This is a genomic window from Alteromonas sp. ABH2_165, from assembly GCF_056159945.1.
In genome coordinates this window covers 214,346-233,108 of record NZ_JBSWWF010000008.1, presented here as the reverse complement: position 1 = coordinate 233,108, position 18,763 = coordinate 214,346, and the positions used below count along the sequence as shown (strand labels likewise).

At 49.4% G+C, this 18,763-nt stretch carries 18 protein-coding genes; 6 read left to right on the top strand and 12 right to left on the bottom strand.

Annotation, left to right across the window (positions count from 1 at the left end):
* The first annotated feature begins 86 nt into the window (after positions 1-86).
* Positions 87-632 (top strand): GspH/FimT family pseudopilin, encoded by a 546-nt coding sequence (locus ACXAFQ_RS16435; RefSeq protein ID WP_474824520.1) that lies wholly within the window; start codon positions 87-89, stop codon positions 630-632.
* Here the strand turns inward: ACXAFQ_RS16435 and ACXAFQ_RS16430 are convergent.
* A complete protein-coding gene (locus tag ACXAFQ_RS16430) occupies positions 629-1,015 on the bottom strand; it encodes a type IV pilin protein (protein ID WP_474824519.1) in 387 nt (128 codons plus the stop codon). The genes ACXAFQ_RS16435 and ACXAFQ_RS16430 overlap by 4 nt on opposite strands.
* Before the next feature lie 84 nt (positions 1,016-1,099).
* Between ACXAFQ_RS16430 and ACXAFQ_RS16425 the strand changes: the two genes are divergently transcribed.
* From ACXAFQ_RS16425 to ACXAFQ_RS16410, 4 genes are read left to right on the top strand one after another with little or no spacing between them, the layout of a single operon-like run.
* Positions 1,100-1,612, top strand: a complete 513-nt coding sequence (locus tag ACXAFQ_RS16425; RefSeq protein WP_474824518.1) for a GspH/FimT family pseudopilin — start codon at positions 1,100-1,102, stop codon at positions 1,610-1,612.
* Positions 1,606-2,211 (top strand): hypothetical protein, encoded by a 606-nt coding sequence (locus ACXAFQ_RS16420; RefSeq protein ID WP_474824517.1) that lies wholly within the window; start codon positions 1,606-1,608, stop codon positions 2,209-2,211. The genes ACXAFQ_RS16425 and ACXAFQ_RS16420 overlap by 7 nt, the downstream gene beginning before the upstream one ends.
* Entirely contained in the window at positions 2,201-3,313 is a 1,113-nt protein-coding gene (locus ACXAFQ_RS16415; protein WP_474824516.1) for a hypothetical protein, read from the top strand. Before ACXAFQ_RS16420 ends, ACXAFQ_RS16415 begins: the two co-directional genes overlap by 11 nt.
* A gap of 44 nt (positions 3,314-3,357) precedes the next feature.
* Positions 3,358-3,936: a hypothetical protein gene (locus tag ACXAFQ_RS16410; protein WP_474824515.1), complete on the top strand. Its 579-nt coding sequence runs from the start codon at positions 3,358-3,360 to the stop codon at positions 3,934-3,936.
* Between the two features lie 21 nt (positions 3,937-3,957).
* Here ACXAFQ_RS16410 and ACXAFQ_RS16405 read toward each other — a convergent pair whose 3' ends face one another.
* The 11 genes from ACXAFQ_RS16405 to murJ all read right to left on the bottom strand — a co-directional run bounded on the left by ACXAFQ_RS16405 (position 3,958) and on the right by murJ (position 18,089).
* A complete protein-coding gene (locus ACXAFQ_RS16405) occupies positions 3,958-4,425 on the bottom strand; it encodes a type IV pilin protein (protein ID WP_474824514.1) in 468 nt (155 codons plus the stop codon).
* Between the two features lie 2 nt (positions 4,426-4,427).
* Positions 4,428-8,495 (bottom strand): PilC/PilY family type IV pilus protein, encoded by a 4,068-nt coding sequence (locus ACXAFQ_RS16400; protein WP_474824513.1) that lies wholly within the window; start codon positions 8,493-8,495, stop codon positions 4,428-4,430.
* Between the two features lie 11 nt (positions 8,496-8,506).
* On the bottom strand, positions 8,507-9,079 hold the full coding sequence (locus tag ACXAFQ_RS16395; RefSeq protein ID WP_474824512.1) for a PilX N-terminal domain-containing pilus assembly protein: 573 nt from the start codon (positions 9,077-9,079) through the stop codon (positions 8,507-8,509).
* The gene (locus tag ACXAFQ_RS16390) at positions 9,079-9,918 is read right to left on the bottom strand and encodes a PilW family protein (protein WP_474824511.1); all 840 of its coding nucleotides are present in this window, start codon (positions 9,916-9,918) and stop codon (positions 9,079-9,081) included. The genes ACXAFQ_RS16395 and ACXAFQ_RS16390 overlap by 1 nt, the downstream gene beginning before the upstream one ends.
* On the bottom strand, positions 9,915-10,532 hold the full coding sequence (locus ACXAFQ_RS16385; RefSeq protein WP_070126662.1) for a prepilin-type N-terminal cleavage/methylation domain-containing protein: 618 nt from the start codon (positions 10,530-10,532) through the stop codon (positions 9,915-9,917). The genes ACXAFQ_RS16390 and ACXAFQ_RS16385 overlap by 4 nt, the downstream gene beginning before the upstream one ends.
* A gap of 164 nt (positions 10,533-10,696) precedes the next feature.
* A complete protein-coding gene (ispH, locus tag ACXAFQ_RS16380) occupies positions 10,697-11,641 on the bottom strand; it encodes a 4-hydroxy-3-methylbut-2-enyl diphosphate reductase (protein WP_474824510.1) in 945 nt (314 codons plus the stop codon).
* An 11-nt stretch (positions 11,642-11,652) separates the two neighbouring features.
* Complete coding sequence (gene fkpB, locus ACXAFQ_RS16375; protein ID WP_474824509.1) at positions 11,653-12,108, bottom strand: FKBP-type peptidyl-prolyl cis-trans isomerase; 456 nt, start codon at positions 12,106-12,108, stop codon at positions 11,653-11,655.
* Positions 12,109-12,124: 16 nt separating this feature from the next.
* Positions 12,125-12,640 (bottom strand): signal peptidase II, encoded by a 516-nt coding sequence (gene lspA, locus ACXAFQ_RS16370; RefSeq protein WP_474824508.1) that lies wholly within the window; start codon positions 12,638-12,640, stop codon positions 12,125-12,127.
* On the bottom strand, positions 12,633-15,452 hold the full coding sequence (ileS, locus tag ACXAFQ_RS16365; RefSeq protein WP_474824507.1) for an isoleucine--tRNA ligase: 2,820 nt from the start codon (positions 15,450-15,452) through the stop codon (positions 12,633-12,635). Before ileS ends, lspA begins: the two co-directional genes overlap by 8 nt.
* 60 nt (positions 15,453-15,512) lie before the next feature.
* Positions 15,513-16,439 carry a bifunctional riboflavin kinase/FAD synthetase gene (gene ribF, locus ACXAFQ_RS16360; RefSeq protein ID WP_474824506.1) on the bottom strand — a complete coding sequence of 309 codons (927 nt, stop codon included), beginning with the start codon at positions 16,437-16,439 and terminating at the stop codon, positions 15,513-15,515.
* A 90-nt stretch (positions 16,440-16,529) separates the two neighbouring features.
* The gene (gene murJ / locus ACXAFQ_RS16355; protein ID WP_474824505.1) at positions 16,530-18,089 is read right to left on the bottom strand and encodes a murein biosynthesis integral membrane protein MurJ; all 1,560 of its coding nucleotides are present in this window, start codon (positions 18,087-18,089) and stop codon (positions 16,530-16,532) included.
* A 313-nt stretch (positions 18,090-18,402) separates the two neighbouring features.
* On the opposite strand from murJ, the gene rpsT reads away from it, so the two are divergent.
* Entirely contained in the window at positions 18,403-18,663 is a 261-nt protein-coding gene (gene rpsT / locus ACXAFQ_RS16350; RefSeq protein WP_474824504.1) for a 30S ribosomal protein S20, read from the top strand.
* Positions 18,664-18,763: the final 100 nt, after the last annotated feature.

Here is an 18,763-nt window from a genome sequence, read left to right as displayed (position 1 = left end):
AGCTGTATGCTGTAATTTATATACGCAACAACCGCCTAATTCGGTTACTCTGATTAAAGAGTAAAAAGCATTCTGACCAATATTCCATGAGCAGGCAAACCGGTTTAACACTAATTGAATTAATGATAGGCGTTGCCATTGTGGCGATTTTGCTGACCGTCGGTGCGCCGGCCATTCAAACCGTGCTCGAACAAAACAAGGTTATCGCCACCGTTAACGATATCAGTAATGCAGCCCGCACAGCGCGTTTCACAGCAATCGATACTGAAGAAACCACACTGGTATGCCCATCGGCCGATTATAAAACCTGCTCAGGCGACTGGCGTCAGGCAAAAATCGTCTTCGTAGACAGTAACGGTAATGGTAGTCGTGATGATGCAGAACCCTTAATCAGTTCATCCGACCCCGTCTCTTCGGGTGTCAATATCTCAGGGCACACAGGTGCTTTGGTATTTTCCCCTGATGGCAGCGTTAGTAACGCGGTGACCATCAAGCTCTGTCCTGCTTCTGGTGATGCTAAATCTGCCTCAGCGGTGTTAATCAGCTTATACGGACGGGTGGCGGTGGCCGTGGATAATAGCGGCAACGGCATTAAAGAAGATTTAGCTGGCGCCGACCTCACTTGCAGTTAACGCCAACACTTTGCCGGCAAATAGCTCCCCGACCCGGTAACAGTAAGTGTATCGCAACCATCGTTTAACGCCCGTGTGCGCTTAGCTTGCAACGTATAGTCTGTTGCAGTAACAGCGACAACACTAAACACATAATCTGCCACCGACACTGAAGACAATTCCGCCGTACTGGCATATTTGTCGTTTCCCAGCCGGAATCGAATTTGCTCAGCCTGCCATGTCATGAGCTTATGCCGAACTTGTTGCATGTCCTTTCGCTGTAAATAATCCATGTAAGACGGCACCGACAGCGCACTTAACACCGCAACAATTGTCATTGAAATTAATAACGAAACCAGGCTAACGCCCTGTTGAGCCGTGGAATCCTTCCTTTGGTACAGCATACTTTCTTCCTTGTAGTCACTAAACTGCAATTCACTTTATCAGGTTAACTACGCAGCTCTCTGCAGAACACAAGGACAGTTCTGGTGCGACAACACGGACTTACTTTTACTGAATTACTCGTCAGTCTTTCAATCACAGCGATTCTGGCTACACTCGCCGTACCGGCATTCAGCGAGCAATTGTCGTTACTCAAACTTACCCGGGTTCTCGACAATGCCGCACTGCAATTACGAAGGGCTCAAAACCTGGCGATTGCATCATCAACGAATGTCACTGTTTCACATGCTGGCGGCAACAACTGGTGTTTGGTTATTGCGCTTAAAACGTGTGATTGCAAAGTGGCTGGTGATTGCAAGGCCGTAGTTGGCATCCCGCCGGCTAACATTCGCACCCACGCTGATGTCACGCTTGAAAAAACAACTTATAAAGCCACAACGCATCCGACTTTCTCCGCCTCTACCGGTGGCGTGTCGGGCCGAGCTGGAAGCCTCACTTTCAGCATTGATAACTTAAGTGGAAAAGTCATCGTGAGTAACCAGGGGCGGATTAGGGTGTGCTTGTTGCAACGCCGTTTTGGTGGCTATGCTAAATGCTGACGCAACGGGGCTATACCTTACTCACCATGCTTATTACATTGGCGTGCGGCCTCTCGTTTATCGTAAGCCTGACCAGTCTCATTGCCACTATGAGAAATAGTCAGCAACAACTTTTAAACGAATTGTTGCTGCAGCACGAAATGATGCGCATTGTGGCCACGCTCACGACAGAACTGCGTCAGAGTGGTTATACGGGCACGAATCGCCAACATGTTCTGGCAACAGGAACCAACATCGTTGCATTCCAGCAAACAGTGGAACTTGGTGCCTATCCAGGCGAAATAGCGAAAAGTTGTGTACTTTTTGCCGTCGACCTCAATAACAATGGCATTGCCGATAATGCACCAGTAAATGAACACAAAGGATTCCGGCTAAAAGACAGTGCGCTGGAGTCGCGCACCGCGGGCAGACGTTGCGGCCAAACCGGATGGCACGATATCACCGACCCTCGCTTTGTCACCGTTGAACACTTTTCAATAAATCTAACCCCATCACAACAACAGCATTTGCTACACATTGAACTGAGACTCGCATTGAAAGGCGCTTCGACGATATTCAGGGAAACGCAATTTACGGTAGCGCTGCAACATGGAAACTAACGGAATGCGTTCTGCCTTAAGACATTATCAACGCGGGGGCATTTGGCTAAGCGCGACTTTATTACTACTGCTACTCGTGGCCGCCACCGGTATGACATTAACCATGACCTTAACCGGTACGACAGAACAGCTCCTCTGGCGACAACAATTTTTGGCAGTTCAAGCTAAAAAAGACGTAGCGATCAACAACGTTATCACGCAAATGTATCTGCCTGAAAAGTGGCCTGCAAACCTACCGCCAGCCATATCGAAACATGTCAGCCATGTTCAGGAAACCCGCTTTAATGATGCGGACATACTCTCTGCGCATCTGTCGGTTCAACGCTCGGCAGGCCCGTTCACGCAACGCCGCGAGATGGACATTGTTCGCTTTCCGCTGCTCATGAATGTGCCCCCCGCCCCACTTGTCATGTTTTCTCACCTTCATCACCAAAGTGGCTTTACCCTTTACCTTCCGCCATCGAAGCAAAATCCGGCTTATCGTTATTCATTGTGGTCTTCGACTCCGGTGTTAAGTGCGTCTAACCGGCTTACCTGTGAAACTGAAATGATTAACCTTTTACATTGCAAAGCCTCGGCACTCAGTTCAGATATTCATCGCGCATCAGATATTGTCGAAAATGACACTCAACTGAACATTCCTATAGCACATTACCTTTTTGCTTCTGATCTCGATGGCAGTCGCGTTGCTGATTATCAGAAACTCGCATGGGTAACAGCCACCAGTTGTGACCCGCTCCCATCGCCAGCAAGCTTTATCTGGATTACTGGGCATTGTCGAATCAGGGCAAAACAAATGATAGGGAGTCGCGCCGCGCCAGCGTTACTGGTGGTTGAAAATGGACATCTGGAGTTGGAAGACCACGCGTCGATTTTCGGTATGGTAGTGAGCCTGCGGGTGAACAACCAATTTAGTTGGAAAGTGAAAATGGCAGAAAATACGAAGATAACCGGAAGTCTACTGGTGAATCATCCGACCTCATCTGACAGCCACTTTAATGTGGTTTATGACCATGCATTGCTCAGGCAACTGCAGCACAGTCCCGCACTACAGCAACTTGCAGTTATACCTGGCACAGAGAAGCCCGGCACAATGAATTAAACACAATGAATTAAACACAGTGAAATAAACACAGCTCATTTACCATGAACCAAGAGAGTGAAAACGTATTTATGCACATTCGAACTTCGCCACTATTGGGCTATCAGACCGGTTTTTCGATGTTTGAACTGATCCTCACCATTATCATATCGAGCAGTGCAGTGTGCAGCACAGTGACATTGCTTTACCAGCTACAACTTACATCACAGGCTCTGCCTGAGACCGGTGAGATGACATCACGTGCTGAAAACGCGCGGGTAATACTGCAATCATCAACGGGCAATGGTATGCGAGATGTGGCTGAGTTCAGCGTTTTCACAACAAATCAGGATGGAAGATTAAGCGCGAACACACAGAGTATCGATCCTGGCTCTGCATCAGGTAAGATAAACTATTCACTTGGCTGGACAACCACAGATATTTTCTCCGACGGCATTTCCCTAGACACCGCCAGGCAAACCAATGCACCACCATTCCCCTTATTGAAGTCAGGAAACATTACCGTTGCATGGAAAGATCATGATGGAACATCAAAGGCAATTACCACGCCTTTCAACCGACGGCATCCATTAACCAACGCGCTGGTTGATAAGATCTCGCGGCTTAATACTATTAGGCCATGATGCATCAAAGTGGTTGAATCGTTAGCAAGACCAACAGAATTCGCTGCTTTCAACGCTACCGCTATTATTTTCGTCCCACCCTTTTCGGCCATCGCTGAAATAAACCAGGATGCCGTCAGTCGCCTGACTTGAACCGGATACAGGTGTCGCTCTGAGTTCGTAAGCTACGCCATTGGCTGCTTCAATGGTGAGATTATAGCGCTTGTTAGCTGCATCCTCTGAAGCCGGAGACCAGGATGAAAACACTTCAGGACTTCCCGTGTCAGAACCACTGGTAGCAGCTCCGGCATAACTGAAGTTTCCGGTGTGATGCCGTTCCATTGCCGCAGCAAAGGCCATCAAGTCTGCCTGCGCCGACTTTCTATAACTCTCCTTAATGACGTTTTGGTATGCCGGATACCCTACTCCCACTAAGATACCCGCTATCGCAACGGCAATCATCAGTTCGATTAGCGTGAACCCCTTATTTTTACTGCCTTTTACTGCCATTTCTACTGCCTTTCTTTCTCTGTCGTCCAGCTATTTTGTTGTACCCGTTCGAATCGACCAAAAATGTTCTGCGCCAAACAGGCAAACGCTGAAGTACATGGTTGTTCATTACCGTCGCTATCGACGTCGATGACCGCCGAAACACATTCCGTACCCAAGCACACCACCGGTTGAACAATTTCTTCAATCAGTATTTTCGTTTCCGGCGCAATGCCCGTTTGCTTAAGTTCGGCATAGCGATCGCTTTTATCAATGTCACCATTGTTATTGAGATCATCCACTGCACTTCCGGTTAGCATATCCACAAGATACGCTCGACTATTCCCGGTTGGCGGCGCGCAGGCACTTTCCGAACTGACCGCGGGCACATAGGTTGTGAAGAAAATCTTGTAATCAATGATCAACGGTGATGAAAGTACTTTTTCACCCGCCGTAGTTAAGCGGATAAACCATCCATCTTTACTGGCCAATTCAGCGATGGCTGCCGCTTGCGTATTGGTATCACTGCTGCTAAGCAGTGACTCAGTGCCATCGTACAAGGTACTTTCTGTTGCCAGCGTATCGAACACATAATGCCCGTCGGCATCATGCTTAAAAACACCTTTGTCTTTGAGGAAATAGAATCTGTCATTCACATCGGTGTCCAGCGGCGCAGCTCGCCAGCCTGAACCAATCGCAACACCGTAAAATAACTCATCACCCAGGGCGACTTCAGACACATCGGCGCCATAATAGAAGCGACGATTTTCAGGCTTGAGTGTGCCGCCAAAATCAGCAATCCGGGCACCTTTCATAAAGTCAGAACCCGTTTCACCATTGTAGATATCCATACGGAACAGTTGCCCGCCCATATCAGAGACATACATATGGTCGGCAAACCCGTCGTTGTCGCGGTCAATCACTGAAATACGGCTGGGAATGCTGTATTGCATTTCCGCAATATTAAGATTCGCATCTTCATTGCTCACTTCCCACAGCAATGCGCCCGTATCAGCGTCAAAAATGTACACCGCGTTACCTAGTGCATCGCCATCACGCTCATCTTTTGTGTCATGACCTTCTTCATAACCACCACCGATAATCATCACGTTCTTTTCGGTACTACCGTATCGAACCTTTGTAATCGTGGGGCGCGACCAGGTTTGGCCAAGTTTCTCAAGACCGGGGGAGCCCCCTTCAATCTTGAACAACAATTTAGGCGAGTACTTACTGGTTACATCAAATGCGTAGTAATTATTCCCGCCTCGACGCATGCCGACATACAAATAGGTACTGTTGCCTACGGTGCGCAGAACCATGTCACCATCTAAACCATAGATATGATTAAAACTGGAGGAATTAACATAGAAATCGTGCAGGTTAGAAAGCAGATCCCGCGGGATGATTGCAAAATTTTCTTCGCCGGTTTCTGTATCAAAAGAGTGAAGAAAACCTTGGTTTGTGGCAACAAAAATAGCTGAATCTGTGGCCGAGTAGTTCACAATTACCGGTTGCGAGTGAATAGGATCGCCCATCTGTAAACGCACATCGGTTGAATCGCCGTCGCCATCGGAGTCCTTTACGTCCACCCCACGCGACCATTTCAGCAGTTCGTGCCGCAGAGACAAGGGGTCTGGCTGCGCATCAATGGCCAGATCACTGGTGGTGATTAACGGATTGTTTTCACTCAATTCATTCAGTGTAGAAGCGATAGTTCCCGGTGTATCGAATACATACAGATTTCGACTAATATTCATCTGACTGGCTGCACCGCCCTGGCGCACATCGTTTCCATCTTTCAACGTTGACCAGTAACTGTGAGAAGCATCCGAGAAGAACCCGGTTACAGAATCAACTGCATTGGCATTATTCTTATCCAGAACAGTTTCACCACTGATTTTGTATTTCTTCAGGTTGCCCGGCCAGATAGTGCCTTCAGAGGGTTTGAATAAGGCAAAGTAAAGCTCATCTTTGTGGGTAAGACGATTGAGTTGGTTAACAGCAACACCTGGCGATACGAACGTGGCATTAATGTCTTTCACCGAACGTAGAATGGTTTGAAATGCGGTGAGCAGGTCGGCACTGTTGTCCACCTGATAAAAACCACCGCCACTTTGCAACGCTAACTGATTTAAGAAGTTATTCGCCTGTGTATTGGCCGCAAAACCAATGGTGTGAGTGATAACCCGGCGGTCAATTACCGAGGTTTCTGATTTGCTGATATTGTTGACTAAATCAAGACCGCATTTTTCTCCACCACTCCCAGTGCAGCTTTTGCCCAGCATTGACTGAATCTTGCTAACACTGTGATTACTATTGGCCTCGCCATCTGAAAGCAAAACGATGTGGTTGTTGGTTTGACATTGTAAATCCACCACCGGTGAAATATAGGTGGCACCCGCTGGAATGTATTCATTGATACAGTCTGAATCGCTTAGGTTCTCTTCATCACAGCCGTTAGGTCGCACGGGATCAGCACCGGTATAGGAAGAGCGGTGGCTAACGCGGGTATTGCGTCGCACGGTACCACTCACTGAGTAATTACCCCGGGTCAGACCATAGTCTACAGAAAGTCCACCGTAGTAACGGGCGGCTTCGTACAAGGTATCAACGATGGGTGTGTAACCACTGGCAGATAACTCGTCAACTTTACCAATCAAGTGCTCACGAACGGTGGCAGAAACGCCCGGTGTCGCATTACCATTGAACTCAATATACAGTTGCGGCGCTCTGGACGCACTGCCGTTAACTGAATAGGCACCGCGGTCGCCATAGAAATCGCTGAGTATCATCATCATATCGTTACCCGCGCTCCAGCCGCCACGGTTTACAATTGACTGAACAATCGAGGTAATATCCGGGGTCTGGTATGTCCAATTCTCATAGAATCGAGGCACCGTCCAGTTCACGCTGCCCGTTTTAGGCATATTACGCAGCATGTATCGGCTGTAAGGGCTGAAGTCATCGGCATCATCTATTGCTGCACCGGAAATCTTCAAGGACGCGTTACCGCCATGATAGCTGTAACCCGTGAACAGCATGTAGGCGCGGCTGATCACGGCATCTTTAGGCACATTGATATTGGTGAAACGCATACCGATGTAGCTGTTGTAGTTGGCATTCATCGTCAACTCTGTGCCCGTAGACTGGCGGCCATTATTTTTCTCTTCGGCGTTATCCTTAGTTGATGAAACCTGATAGAGCCCCTCCCCCGAAATACACCCGGTGGCGGTAGATTCATCATAAGTCACCACTAACTGAGGCGCATCGGTGGTGCCATAATCAGCTGCCCGGGCACGACGCTCACTGGAAGGATCTGAGCTCGTGCCTTCAATAATTAAGCTTAACGCTTGCCCACCGCACCATGCGGCCTGCCCGACAATTTCCTGAATGACCGGAGAAAAATCTGGCGTAATCACCATCTCGTCCGTTACTGGAAAGGCATTGTCTTGATCCCAGATCACTTCTGCTGCTGTTGTAGGGCGAGCCGTAATGTTGCCACTTGACGCTGTAAACGGCTGGCTATTTGCAACTTTTTCACCCCGAATGGTGATCACTGATGCTGCGGAATTCAGTTGGCTGGAGGTCAAACGCAAAAAGGCGCTGGTGATGGTTGCTCCCTGAGGAATATTCAGATCAGTAAACCGCAAGCCCGAGGTCACGGTCGAGGTGCCGTAGGTTAGTCTTAGGGAGTTGGCAGTGGTATCTACAGAGCCTGAGCGCTCTGAAGCATCATCGCCACTATCAGCTGTCGATGTTATCAGTTCAGGATTAACAGAAGAATCGATGGCCTGAAGTGGGTACAGCACGGGGCCACCATAATCAGAAAAACGCATTAAACCCGCGTTGATATTCGTAGATTCGCGCAGTGCGTCTTTAAGCGCATTTTGTACTCTGAGCATGCGGGTCTGACTGGTATTGTCATACGCTTGCATACTGCCCGACGTATCCATGATAAACATCACGTTAGGCTGATACGTTTTCGCCGAATTCGCTGTGCCCAGATAAATGTCTAAGTCGTCTCCCCACGCAGCAAAGCCAATGCATGACCACATCAGAAACGAAACTAAAAAGCGATAAATGTTTTTCATGGTCATTACTCCTACTGCGATGCGGGGGCTACAACGGCAGCCGTGACCGTATTGGCTACGACACTGTTTCGCTCGGCAACTGCGCCACATCCTTTAATCACGAAAACGTGACAGTTTACATTGCTGCCACCAATGACATTGCTCGAACCGCGACAAGCTTGTTCGCGGACAAACGCAGTGCGCGACCAACTGTCGGTGCGCATGTCATTTTGATAGTTGCCGGTATTGGTATGCTCTGCGCCAACAGACAAACCTGCTGCGGTTACCCGGCGGGTTGTCCAGCGCGCGTCATTGCACATGAGGGTATCGTTCTCAGGGTCGAAAACTGCAGCCTGCCGGGCCTCAGAAAGCGGATCGGTTCTGGCCGGGTCAACCAGCAAAATTTCATCTTCAGCTTCGAAAAACACCCCGGCCAACGCCGCTTCGGCGGCGTCAAAGGCCATACCTGAACGCTGCATCGTCACGGCCATTTTATTTTGGCCAAGACTGGATGACACTGCGCTGACCCCTAAGATGGTAAGAGAAATCAGCACCAGCAATGCCAGAATAAGCACCATTCCCTGCTGGCGACCATTAACGTGCATCACAGACTCCTCACAAAATTCTTCATGTTGCGCAGTGCCAGGGTTTGGGTAAACACCTGATAGTACCGGTCGTTATCGGTTTCAATGGCGGCTTCATTCAATACAGCGATGTCACGAGGTGCAATCTGACTGACTTCAGAGCGGTCGCTCATCAATAAAATTCCAAGCCTGATCGCCACTGCCTGACGCCCGGCTGTTCGCAATGCGGGTAACTGGCTTGCAGTCACATAGCGCACCGCTTGCCCTTGTGAAGTGGTCACCGAATCGGTCACCCCATACTGCACCTGAAAACTTTCCACGTTATCCATCAGGATCACCGAACGACTTGCAATAGTGGAAGCACGAAGGCCCCTCAACACTCGGCCGTCATAACCGGTGCAATAAAGTTTGTTGTCATTAACGTAATAGCGGTTAACGACATGAAATTGCGTACCATCAGGATAACCAAAGCGATTACCTGTGCAGTCTTCGCTGCCCAGTTGATTTACCACCAGTTCGTCACTGACGCCTGATGCACCTTGTTTAGCCCCTAAGTTGATATCAGACAGATAGTCTCCCGACAGGCCGATGGGGCGATTTTGTACAAATGCGGCTTCAATCGCAGAATCCACAGTGCCGTCAACCGTCGTTACAATAGAATCATATCGCCCTACTTCCATCAGCTCGCGGCCGAAACGCGCCATGATAAAACGTCCAGACTCTTGCACCTGTCCCACCGATTGATTAAGAGAGTTGGTGACTCTGGAGCTGATCATGGTTTGAATTACCGCACCACTTATCACTAGCCCTAAAACCAAGGCAATCATTAACTCAACAAGTGAAAAGCCGCGCTGGTTCATAGGGTGACATCCTTAACCACGCAGGCATTACTGGTATTTGTATCGTTGCATCGATTATTCAGAGAGTATTTCTGATTGGCAGAGTTTGTTACTGGCCAGGTGAGTATGATGTGAATGCGGGATCCGGCTGAGCAGGTATCCGTATCGCCGCCGTTGCTGTCGGTACAATTCACATTAAGCGTAATCGTTTTGTTGGTCTGCACTGCAGAGCAAGACAATGACCACGCGTCGTACTGCGCCATTTGCGCTTCACTACACGTTCCACCTTCACAGTCTGGTATGGCAGAAGGGCGCGCTAAACAATGGCAAGCGTAGGGATCATCAGAGCCGCAGGAAAGCTCTGCAAAGTTATAATTGTTGGCAACAAAATATTCGTTGTTAACCACCAGGCCATCGCCAGCCACCGCAGGACGTGTGGCTGCCCGAAGGCGTTCGGCTACCTGCTCTGCAACCAGTTCAGACTGTGTTCGACTAATTGCATCGCGATTAGCAAATGAGCCAACAAACTGTAATGAAGCAACGCCGAGCAGGCCAATGGCGAGCACGAACAGGGTAATGAGGACTTCAATGAAGCCCACACCAGACTGACGCTGTTGCAACGTATGCTGACGCATAACCTGAATACCTATGTCGAAGTTGCCGAAAAATAAACCTTTCCCGCAATAATCCTACATTAAGGGCGGTGTTTGATAAGTATCAGCAGGGGGTAATGGGTATTGAATAGTATAATTCACGGGGCGAAATTCGCCCCGTTGGAGGGGAAAAACAGAAAAATTATTTAGCTAACTTGTTTTACGCGTAGCTCTTTAGGTACTGCAAATTCTACGTTTTCTTCGCGTCCAGGACGCTCAGATGCAGTTTCTGCGCCCCATGCTTTGAGTTGCAAAACCACACGCTGTACCAATACTTCAGGCGCCGACGCACCAGCTGTTACGCCAACATGTTGAACGCCTTCCAGCCATTCCTGTTGAATGCTGGTTTCATCAGCAATCAGATAGGCTTTAGCGCCAATCTTCTCGGCTAACTCACGCAGCCGGTTGGAGTTAGAGCTGTTTGTCGCCCCCACCACCAGCAGCACTTCGCAGTCACCAGCCAGTTCACGCACCGCATCCTGACGATTCTGGGTCGCGTAGCAGATATCATCTTTACGGGGGCCGGAAATCGCCGGGAATTTTTCACGCAGCGCATCAATCACGTCTGCTGTGTCGTCCACCGATAACGTGGTCTGGCTGCAGAAGTACAGGTGCTCAGGGTCTTTCACTTCCAGTTTTGCCACATCGTCTGAGGACTCAACCAGATAAATGCCACCTTCGTCATTGTCGTACTGACCCATGGTGCCTTCCACTTCCGGGTGTCCGGCGTGGCCGATGAGAATGCACTCGGTGCCGGTTTTACTGGCCCGGGTCACTTCCATATGCACTTTGGTTACCAGCGGGCAGGTGGCGTCAAACACTTTCAGACCACGAGATTCCGCTTCCTGACGCACCGCCTGTGACACCCCGTGGGCAGAGAAAATCACAATACTGTCATCAGGCACTTCATTAAGTTCATCAACAAACAGCGCACCGCGGTCTTTTAAGCCATCTACCACAAATTTGTTGTGTACCACTTCGTGGCGCACGTAGATAGGCGGGCTAAACATTTCCAGCGCACGTTCTACAATGGTAATGGCACGGTCTACACCGGCGCAGAAACCACGGGGATTAGCGAGATGAATTTGCATTACTGACTCCGTTACGCCTGTTCGGCGCTGTTGATCACATCAACAATTTCAACATCAAAAATTACTGTTTGCCCTGCAAGCGGGTGATTGAAGTCTACGGTAACAGAATCTCCCGCAATGCTGCGAACAATGCCAGGGACTTCCGCACCATTTGGTTGCGCAAACGCCACAATCATGCCTTCTTCCAGCTTGAGTTCGCTGCTAAAACGGCTGCGTTCCATATGATGAATGCTGTCTGGATTTGAATGACCAAACGCATCTTCAGGGGCCAGTGTGAATGCTTTTTTGTCGCCCTTGATCAAACCAAGCAAACAAGCTTCGAAATTTGACGTTAAGCTACCGTCGCCCATAACCAGTTTTGCAGGCTTATTGGCCAGACGCGTGCTGTCAGCGGCAGAACCATCTTCTAGCTTAAGATCGAAGTGCATAATCACTTCAGATTTTTCATTGATCACGTTATCTGTCATTACAAGCTCCTACCACTCATTTTGCGCGGGTTTGTTCGGACGATTTATTGCTGTCTTTATTTGTCAGCATGTCCCAAACCAGCAAGGCCGCACCGATAAAAATCGCACTGTCAGCCAGATTAAACGCAGGCCAGCTCCAGGAGCCCACGTAAAAATCAAGAAAATCAATTACAAAACCATGTACCAGCCGGTCGTAGACGTTACCAATAGCACCGCCCAAAATGAAGCAGAATGCCACGGGCAGCAAACGCTGCTGTTTGTCTGACTGCTTCAGCCACCACAGGATAACTGCACTGACCACAACAGCAATGCCGGTGAAAAACCAGCGTTGCCAACCTGAGGCGTCATGAAGAAAGCTGAACGCCGCACCGTAGTTACGCACATAGGTGAAGTTAAAAAATGGCATGATCTCAACAGATTCAGACAATGCCATGTTGCCGATAATTTCGTACTTGCTCCACAAATCCAGCGCGATAACCACTGCGCTAATCCATAAAAAGCGCAGCCCGGTATCGGTGAGTAATTTAGGCATACTGACGCGTTTCCCCTTCGCCGTCTACGTTGGTCACACAGCGACCACACAGTTCAGGGTGTGCTTCGTGGCTGCCCACGTCTTCGCGGTGGTGCCAGCAGCGCACGCACTTCTCGCCAGCGCTCTTTTCCACTTCAATGAACAGACCATCCACATCAGTGGCTACTGCAGACTCAGGCTTATCAGCAAGCGGTGCCAGCGCTACACCAGAAGTGATAAGTACGAAGCGCAGTTCGTCTTCCAGCTTACCAAGGACATCAAGCAACGCTTCATCAGCATACAGTTTGATGTTGGCTTCCAGTGAACCACCCAGCTTACCGTCTTTACGGGCCTGCTCCATGGCCTGGTTAGCGGCATCTTTTACCGTCATAACTTTGTGCCAATAAGGGTCGTCGAAAGCACCTTCGGTGGCAAAACCGCTCAGGCCTTCATACCAGGTTTCGGTGAACACAAATTCACTGCGCTCACCGGGCAGTGCTTCCCAGATTTCCTGTGCAGTAAAGCTGGTGATTGGTGCCATCCAGCGAACCAGTGCTTCAATGATGTGGTACAGCGCGGTCTGACAGGAACGGCGGGCATTGCTGTCACCCTTAGCGGTGTACTGACGGTCTTTAATGATATCCAGATAGAAACTGCCCAGCTCAATTGAACAGAAGTGCATCAGCTTCTGGGATACCACCAGCATGTCGTAATTACTGTAGGCTTCGATGAGTTCCTGTTGCAGTTTTTCGGTGCGGGCAACAATCCAGCGATCCAGTGCCACCATATCTTCTGCGGCAACCGCATCGGCTTTCGGATCGAAACCATTGAGGTTCGACAACAGGAATCGGGCAGTATTGCGCAGACGACGATAGGCATCAGCAGCACGCTTAAGAATTTCGTCAGATACCGCAATCTCACCGCGATAATCTGTTGATGCCACCCACAGACGCAGAATGTCAGCGCCCAGTTTATTCGTTACCTGCTGTGGTGCAATCACGTTACCGATAGACTTGGACATCTTACGGCCCTGTGCATCTACGGTGAAACCGTGGGTCAGCACTTCTTTATAAGGTGCGTGGCCGTACATGGCAGTTGAAGTCATCAGTGAAGACATAAACCAACCACGGTGTTGGTCTGAACCTTCCAGATACAGGTCGGCACTGGCAGGAAGGTCATCGCGACGCTCTACCACAAAATAATGGGTTACACCTGAATCGAACCATACGTCCAGGGTATCCAGTACTTTCTCATACTGGTCTGCATCGGCACCGAGCAGTTCTGCATCGTCCAGATCCCACCAGGCCTGAATGCCCTTCTCTTCCACCGCTTTTGCTACAGTTTCGATGATGGAATCAGTTTGTGGGTGCAATTCGCCGGAAACGCCATGTACATATAAAGGAATAGGCACGCCCCAGGTGCGCTGGCGGGAAATACACCAGTCAGGACGACCCTCTACCATTTTTTCAATGCGGTTCTGACCCCATTCTGGGATCCACTCGGTTTTTTCAATTTGCTCCAGTGAGGCTTTGCGCAGACCTTTCTTATCCATGCTGATAAACCACTGCGGGGTTGCACGGAAGATGATTGGCGTTTTGTGGCGCCAGCAGTGCGGGTAACTGTGCTCGTAATTCACGTTCAGTAACAGATTGCCGTTTTCTTCCAGCTTCTCAATAATAGGCTTATTGGCTTTAAACACGAACATGCCGGCGAACAGCGGCGTCTCTTCGTTGTACACACCGTTATTACCCACAGGATTGTACACTTCGATGCCGTACTGTTTGCAAACATTGAAGTCGTCCACACCGTGAGCAGGCGCAGTGTGTACCAGACCGGTACCGGAATCCGTAGTGACGTGATCGCCGAGAATAAACGGCACGGTGATATCCAGGAACGGATGATTAACAGTAAGTTTCTCCAGCGCCTGACCAACACAAGTCGCAACAGTTTTGTAGTTTTCCACGCTGTAACGGGACATACAGCTTTCAACCAGGTCTTCCGCCAGGATGATCCAGTCGCCGCCATTAAGTTCAACCAGCGAGTACGTCAGTTCCGGGTGCAGGCTGATGGCGCGGTTAGCAGGCAGTGTCCATGGCGTGGTGGTCCAGATAACCGCTGACGCTTTATGCGCTTTTAAGTCATCGGCAGACACGCCAAACGCAGCAGCAATGGCGTCTGTATCAGCTACCGGGAATTTCACGTCGATAGCTGGCGACACTTTATCTTTATATTCAACTTCCGCCTCTGCCAATGCAGAACCACAGTCTGTACACCAGTGAACTGGCTTGAAGCCTTTTTCCAGGTGGCCCGAGTCTACGATTTTGCCCAGCGCGCGAATGATGTCGGCTTCAGACTGGAAATCCATGGTTTTATAAGGCTTATCCCAGTCGCCAAACACGCCTAAACGGATAAAATCTGCCATCTGACCATCGATTTGCTTTTGCGCGTACTCACGGCACTTCTGACGGAACTCGGCGGCAGACACTTTTACGCCAGGTTTACCGACTTTCTTTTCTACCATCAGTTCAATAGGCAGACCGTGACAGTCCCACCCTGGTACGTAAGGCGCGTCGAAATCAGACATACCTTTGGCTTTAACGATAATGTCCTTGAGGATCTTGTTTACCGCGTGACCAATGTGAATATCACCGTTCGCATAAGGAGGGCCATCGTGCAGAATAAAAGGTTTTTTACCTGCCTTTGCTTCGCGAATTTGCTTATACAGGCCTTTTTCCTGCCAGCTTTTAAGCATCGCCGGTTCTCTTTGCGCCAAGTTACCGCGCATAGGGAATGGCGTTTCCGGTAAATTCAATGTCGGTTTGTAATCGCTCATAAACTCGTTATTTCCGTCCACCTGCCGTTGCGAGTTGCCCGCAACAATTTGATTTAAAACTCAGGCGATACCGAAAAGGGCTTTTGCCGCTTCCGCATCGCGCTGTATCTGTTGTTTCAGTTCGTCGAAAGAGTCGAACTTTTGTTCATCACGGAGTTTTTTCACCGGATAAACCTTGATCTGTTCACCATACAGGGTGCCTGTATAGTTGAAAATATGCACTTCTAACTGGGTGCGCTTGCCCTGCACCGTTGGCCTGGCGCCCACGTTAGCAACGCCATAAAAACGCTCGTCCTGGACATCCACGGTTACCGCAAATACGCCGTTAATGGCCGGGCGGGACCGTTTCAATAATACGTTTGCAGTAGGAAAGCCAATAGTGCGACCTTTCTTGTCACCGTGCACAACCCGGCCATCGATAACAAAAGGTCGTCCCAACATGTTACCGGCTTTTTCAAATTCACCTTTGGCGAGCACTTCACGCACTGCGGTAGAGCTTATGCGGCAATCATCCACCATAAAGCTCTGCGTACTGACCACATCAAAGCCCATGGCTTCACCGGCACGTTCTAGCATGGAGAAATCGCCGCGACGACCACGGCCGAAGCGAAAATCATCTCCCACAACGAGAAATTTTACGCCAAGACGCTCAACCAACAATTCTTCAATGAAGGTATCCGCTGTTTGGCTGGCAAAATATTCATCGAACCGAACGCACAGCAAACGGTCTACCGACTGTTCTTTGAGTAACTGGTATTTTTCCCGTAAGGTGCTCAGTCTCGCCGGTGCCGTGTCCGGGCTGAACAGTTCTTCTGGTTGTGGCTCAAAAACCATTACAGCGGATGGCAGCCCCAAACGTCGGGCCTTTTCATGTACATTCGCCAGCACAGCCTGGTGCCCACGGTGTACGCCATCAAATTTACCAATGGTGAGAACACACCCACTATGTTCGGGGCGCAGATTATGAAGACCGCGAATTAATTCCACTTGCTGCAGGTTTCCTGTTCACCGAAGGCTAATTTACAAAGCTCGCGATTATAAACGACCCGCCACGTAATACCAATCGTTGCGCACTGTTTATCCGCCAATTGCCTTAAAGTGGCGAATTCGAACGCCCAGAATCAGCAAAATGGTGAAAAATACAGCAGCGGCACAGCCAATTGTCAGTGCCACGTGAAAAATCTGCTCGGTGAGCGCAAAGTCATAAAAGGCATCGCCCACATCGAAGTACAAAATCACCGCCGCCAGCGCCACACTCGCCAGTATCACTTTTACCAGGAAGAATACGGTTTCCTTCGACGCCTGATACACCCCCATTTTATGTAAGGTAACGTATAACAAGCCGGCGTTTAGCGTAGCGGAAAGTGAGGTGGCAATGGCCAGACCGATATAACCATACGGAATGGCGAAAATCAGGTTAAACACCATATTGGCAATCATGCACCAGATGCCGAATTTCACCGGCGTTTTGGTATCCTGTCGGGAATAAAACCCGGGCGCTAATACTTTCACCCACATGAAGCTGATCAGGCCGCAGGCATAAGCAATCAATGAGTAAGATGCCATTTTCGCGGTTTCCACGCTGAATTCGCCGCGCTGGAATATCACCGTCATCAAGGGTTCTGCCATAAAAGCCAATCCCACAGCAGCAGGAATGCCCAGTAGCGACACCATACGAACACCCCAGTCCATATTGCCACTAAAAGCCGCGGGATCTTTTGCCACATGATTGCGGGACAACGTGGGCAAAATGACAGTGGCGATAGCAATGCCAAATAAGCCCAGTGGGAATTCCAACAAACGGTCTGAGTAATACAGCCAGCTGATTGAGCCGGTTACCAGGAAACTGGCTATTAAGGTGTCGAACAGCAGGTTGATCTGACCCACCGACACACCGAATAAGGCAGGTATCATTAATGTGCGTACTTTGACGACCTGAGGGTCATGCCAGCCCCACTTCGGCTTAACCAGTAATCCTGCGCGGTACAAAAAGGGGATCTGAAACGCCAGTTGTACAATGCCGCCTAAGAAAACGCCCCAGGCGAGGGCAAACGCAGGCTGGGAAAATACCGGCGCAAGAAACCAGGCGCAGGCAATAATACATATGTTCAGCAGCACTGGCGTAAAAGCCGCCACCGCAAAGCGATTCATAGTGTTGAGAATCGCGCCAGACAATCCGGTAAGGGTAATAAAGGCCAGATAAGGAAACGTAATTTTCAGCATCACTGATGCTAACTCAAATTTATCCCCAGCCTCCTCGCCTTCCAGCCAGGCAATAAACCAGCCGGTACCAAATAATGCCGTTAACACTGGTGAGGCGATAACACCGACAATAGCTACCACAAAGACTATCGCGCCCAGCGTTCCGCTGACCCGGGCAATAAAAGCACGCATTTGCGCTTTGTCTTCGTCATGGTGAACTTCGGTTAATACAGGAATAAAGGCTTGGGCGAAGGCCCCTTCGGCAAAGAGGCGACGCAAGAAGTTAGGTATTTTATTGGCGAAGAAAAACACGTCGGCCGCCGCACCATCTCCCATGAGCCTGGCCACCACCACGTCTCGGACCAATCCCAGAATACGTGACAGGAACGTCATGACACTCACAATAATTCCTGATTTTAATAATTTTCCTGACACACTCGCCCTGCTTTTACCTGCAAAAATTCAGACCGCCACTATAACGGAAGCAAGGGTCAGGCGAAATCTCCACGATTAAATAATCTACGTCGAAACAGCGTGTTAAATTAAACATGAAAAAAACATGACAGACAGATGAATTCCCCCATTTGCCCTGCTATAATCCGCGCATCTCACGGGGGATGCCTTTATTGCGCAATCTCAATAACTATTTTTCCTGCGGTGTCGGGCAAAATAGTTTGACATTTGGTCGCCGGATGAGCATAATCCGCACCCTATTTTTTAGACATGTATTTATTTTGGGAGTTACACCTTGGCTAACATTAAGTCTGCTAAGAAACGTGCAATTCAAGCCGAAAAGCGTCGTCAGCATAATGCCAGCCGTCGCTCCATGACTCGTACAAGCATCAAGAAAGTTGTTGCTGCTATCGCTGCTGGCGATAAAGAAGGTGCACAATCTGCACTGGCAGCTGCTACTCCGATTCTTGACAGAATGGCAACCAAAGGTTTGATTCACAAGAACAAAGCTGCTCGTCATAAGAGCCGTCTGGCTGCGCAAATTAAAGCGCTGTAAGACATCTGACGAGAAGAAAAAAAGCGCCGCAGGCGCTTTTTTTATGTCTGAAATTCAGCATCAGAAAGCCCTTCCCCTCTTCGGCTCTGTTCATTGAGTG

What these genes read in the sequence shown, in the direction of transcription:
- ACXAFQ_RS16435 (WP_474824520.1), top strand. Translation starts at nt 87, where the DNA reads ATGAGCAGGCAAACCGGTTTAACACTAATTGAATTAATGATAGGCGTT.
- ACXAFQ_RS16430 (WP_474824519.1), bottom strand. Translation starts at nt 1,015, where the DNA reads ATGCTGTACCAAAGGAAGGATTCCACGGCTCAACAGGGCGTTAGCCTG.
- ACXAFQ_RS16420 (WP_474824517.1), top strand. Translation starts at nt 1,606, where the DNA reads ATGCTGACGCAACGGGGCTATACCTTACTCACCATGCTTATTACATTG.
- ACXAFQ_RS16415 (WP_474824516.1), top strand. Translation starts at nt 2,201, where the DNA reads ATGGAAACTAACGGAATGCGTTCTGCCTTAAGACATTATCAACGCGGG.
- ACXAFQ_RS16410 (WP_474824515.1), top strand. Translation starts at nt 3,358, where the DNA reads ATGAACCAAGAGAGTGAAAACGTATTTATGCACATTCGAACTTCGCCA.
- ACXAFQ_RS16405 (WP_474824514.1), bottom strand. Translation starts at nt 4,425, where the DNA reads ATGGCAGTAAAAGGCAGTAAAAATAAGGGGTTCACGCTAATCGAACTG.
- ACXAFQ_RS16400 (WP_474824513.1), bottom strand. Translation starts at nt 8,495, where the DNA reads ATGAAAAACATTTATCGCTTTTTAGTTTCGTTTCTGATGTGGTCATGC.
- ACXAFQ_RS16395 (WP_474824512.1), bottom strand. Translation starts at nt 9,079, where the DNA reads ATGCACGTTAATGGTCGCCAGCAGGGAATGGTGCTTATTCTGGCATTG.
- ACXAFQ_RS16390 (WP_474824511.1), bottom strand. Translation starts at nt 9,918, where the DNA reads ATGAACCAGCGCGGCTTTTCACTTGTTGAGTTAATGATTGCCTTGGTT.
- ACXAFQ_RS16385 (WP_070126662.1), bottom strand. Translation starts at nt 10,532, where the DNA reads ATGCGTCAGCATACGTTGCAACAGCGTCAGTCTGGTGTGGGCTTCATT.
- ispH (WP_474824510.1), bottom strand. Translation starts at nt 11,641, where the DNA reads ATGCAAATTCATCTCGCTAATCCCCGTGGTTTCTGCGCCGGTGTAGAC.
- fkpB (WP_474824509.1), bottom strand. Translation starts at nt 12,108, where the DNA reads ATGACAGATAACGTGATCAATGAAAAATCTGAAGTGATTATGCACTTC.
- lspA (WP_474824508.1), bottom strand. Translation starts at nt 12,640, where the DNA reads ATGCCTAAATTACTCACCGATACCGGGCTGCGCTTTTTATGGATTAGC.
- ileS (WP_474824507.1), bottom strand. Translation starts at nt 15,452, where the DNA reads ATGAGCGATTACAAACCGACATTGAATTTACCGGAAACGCCATTCCCT.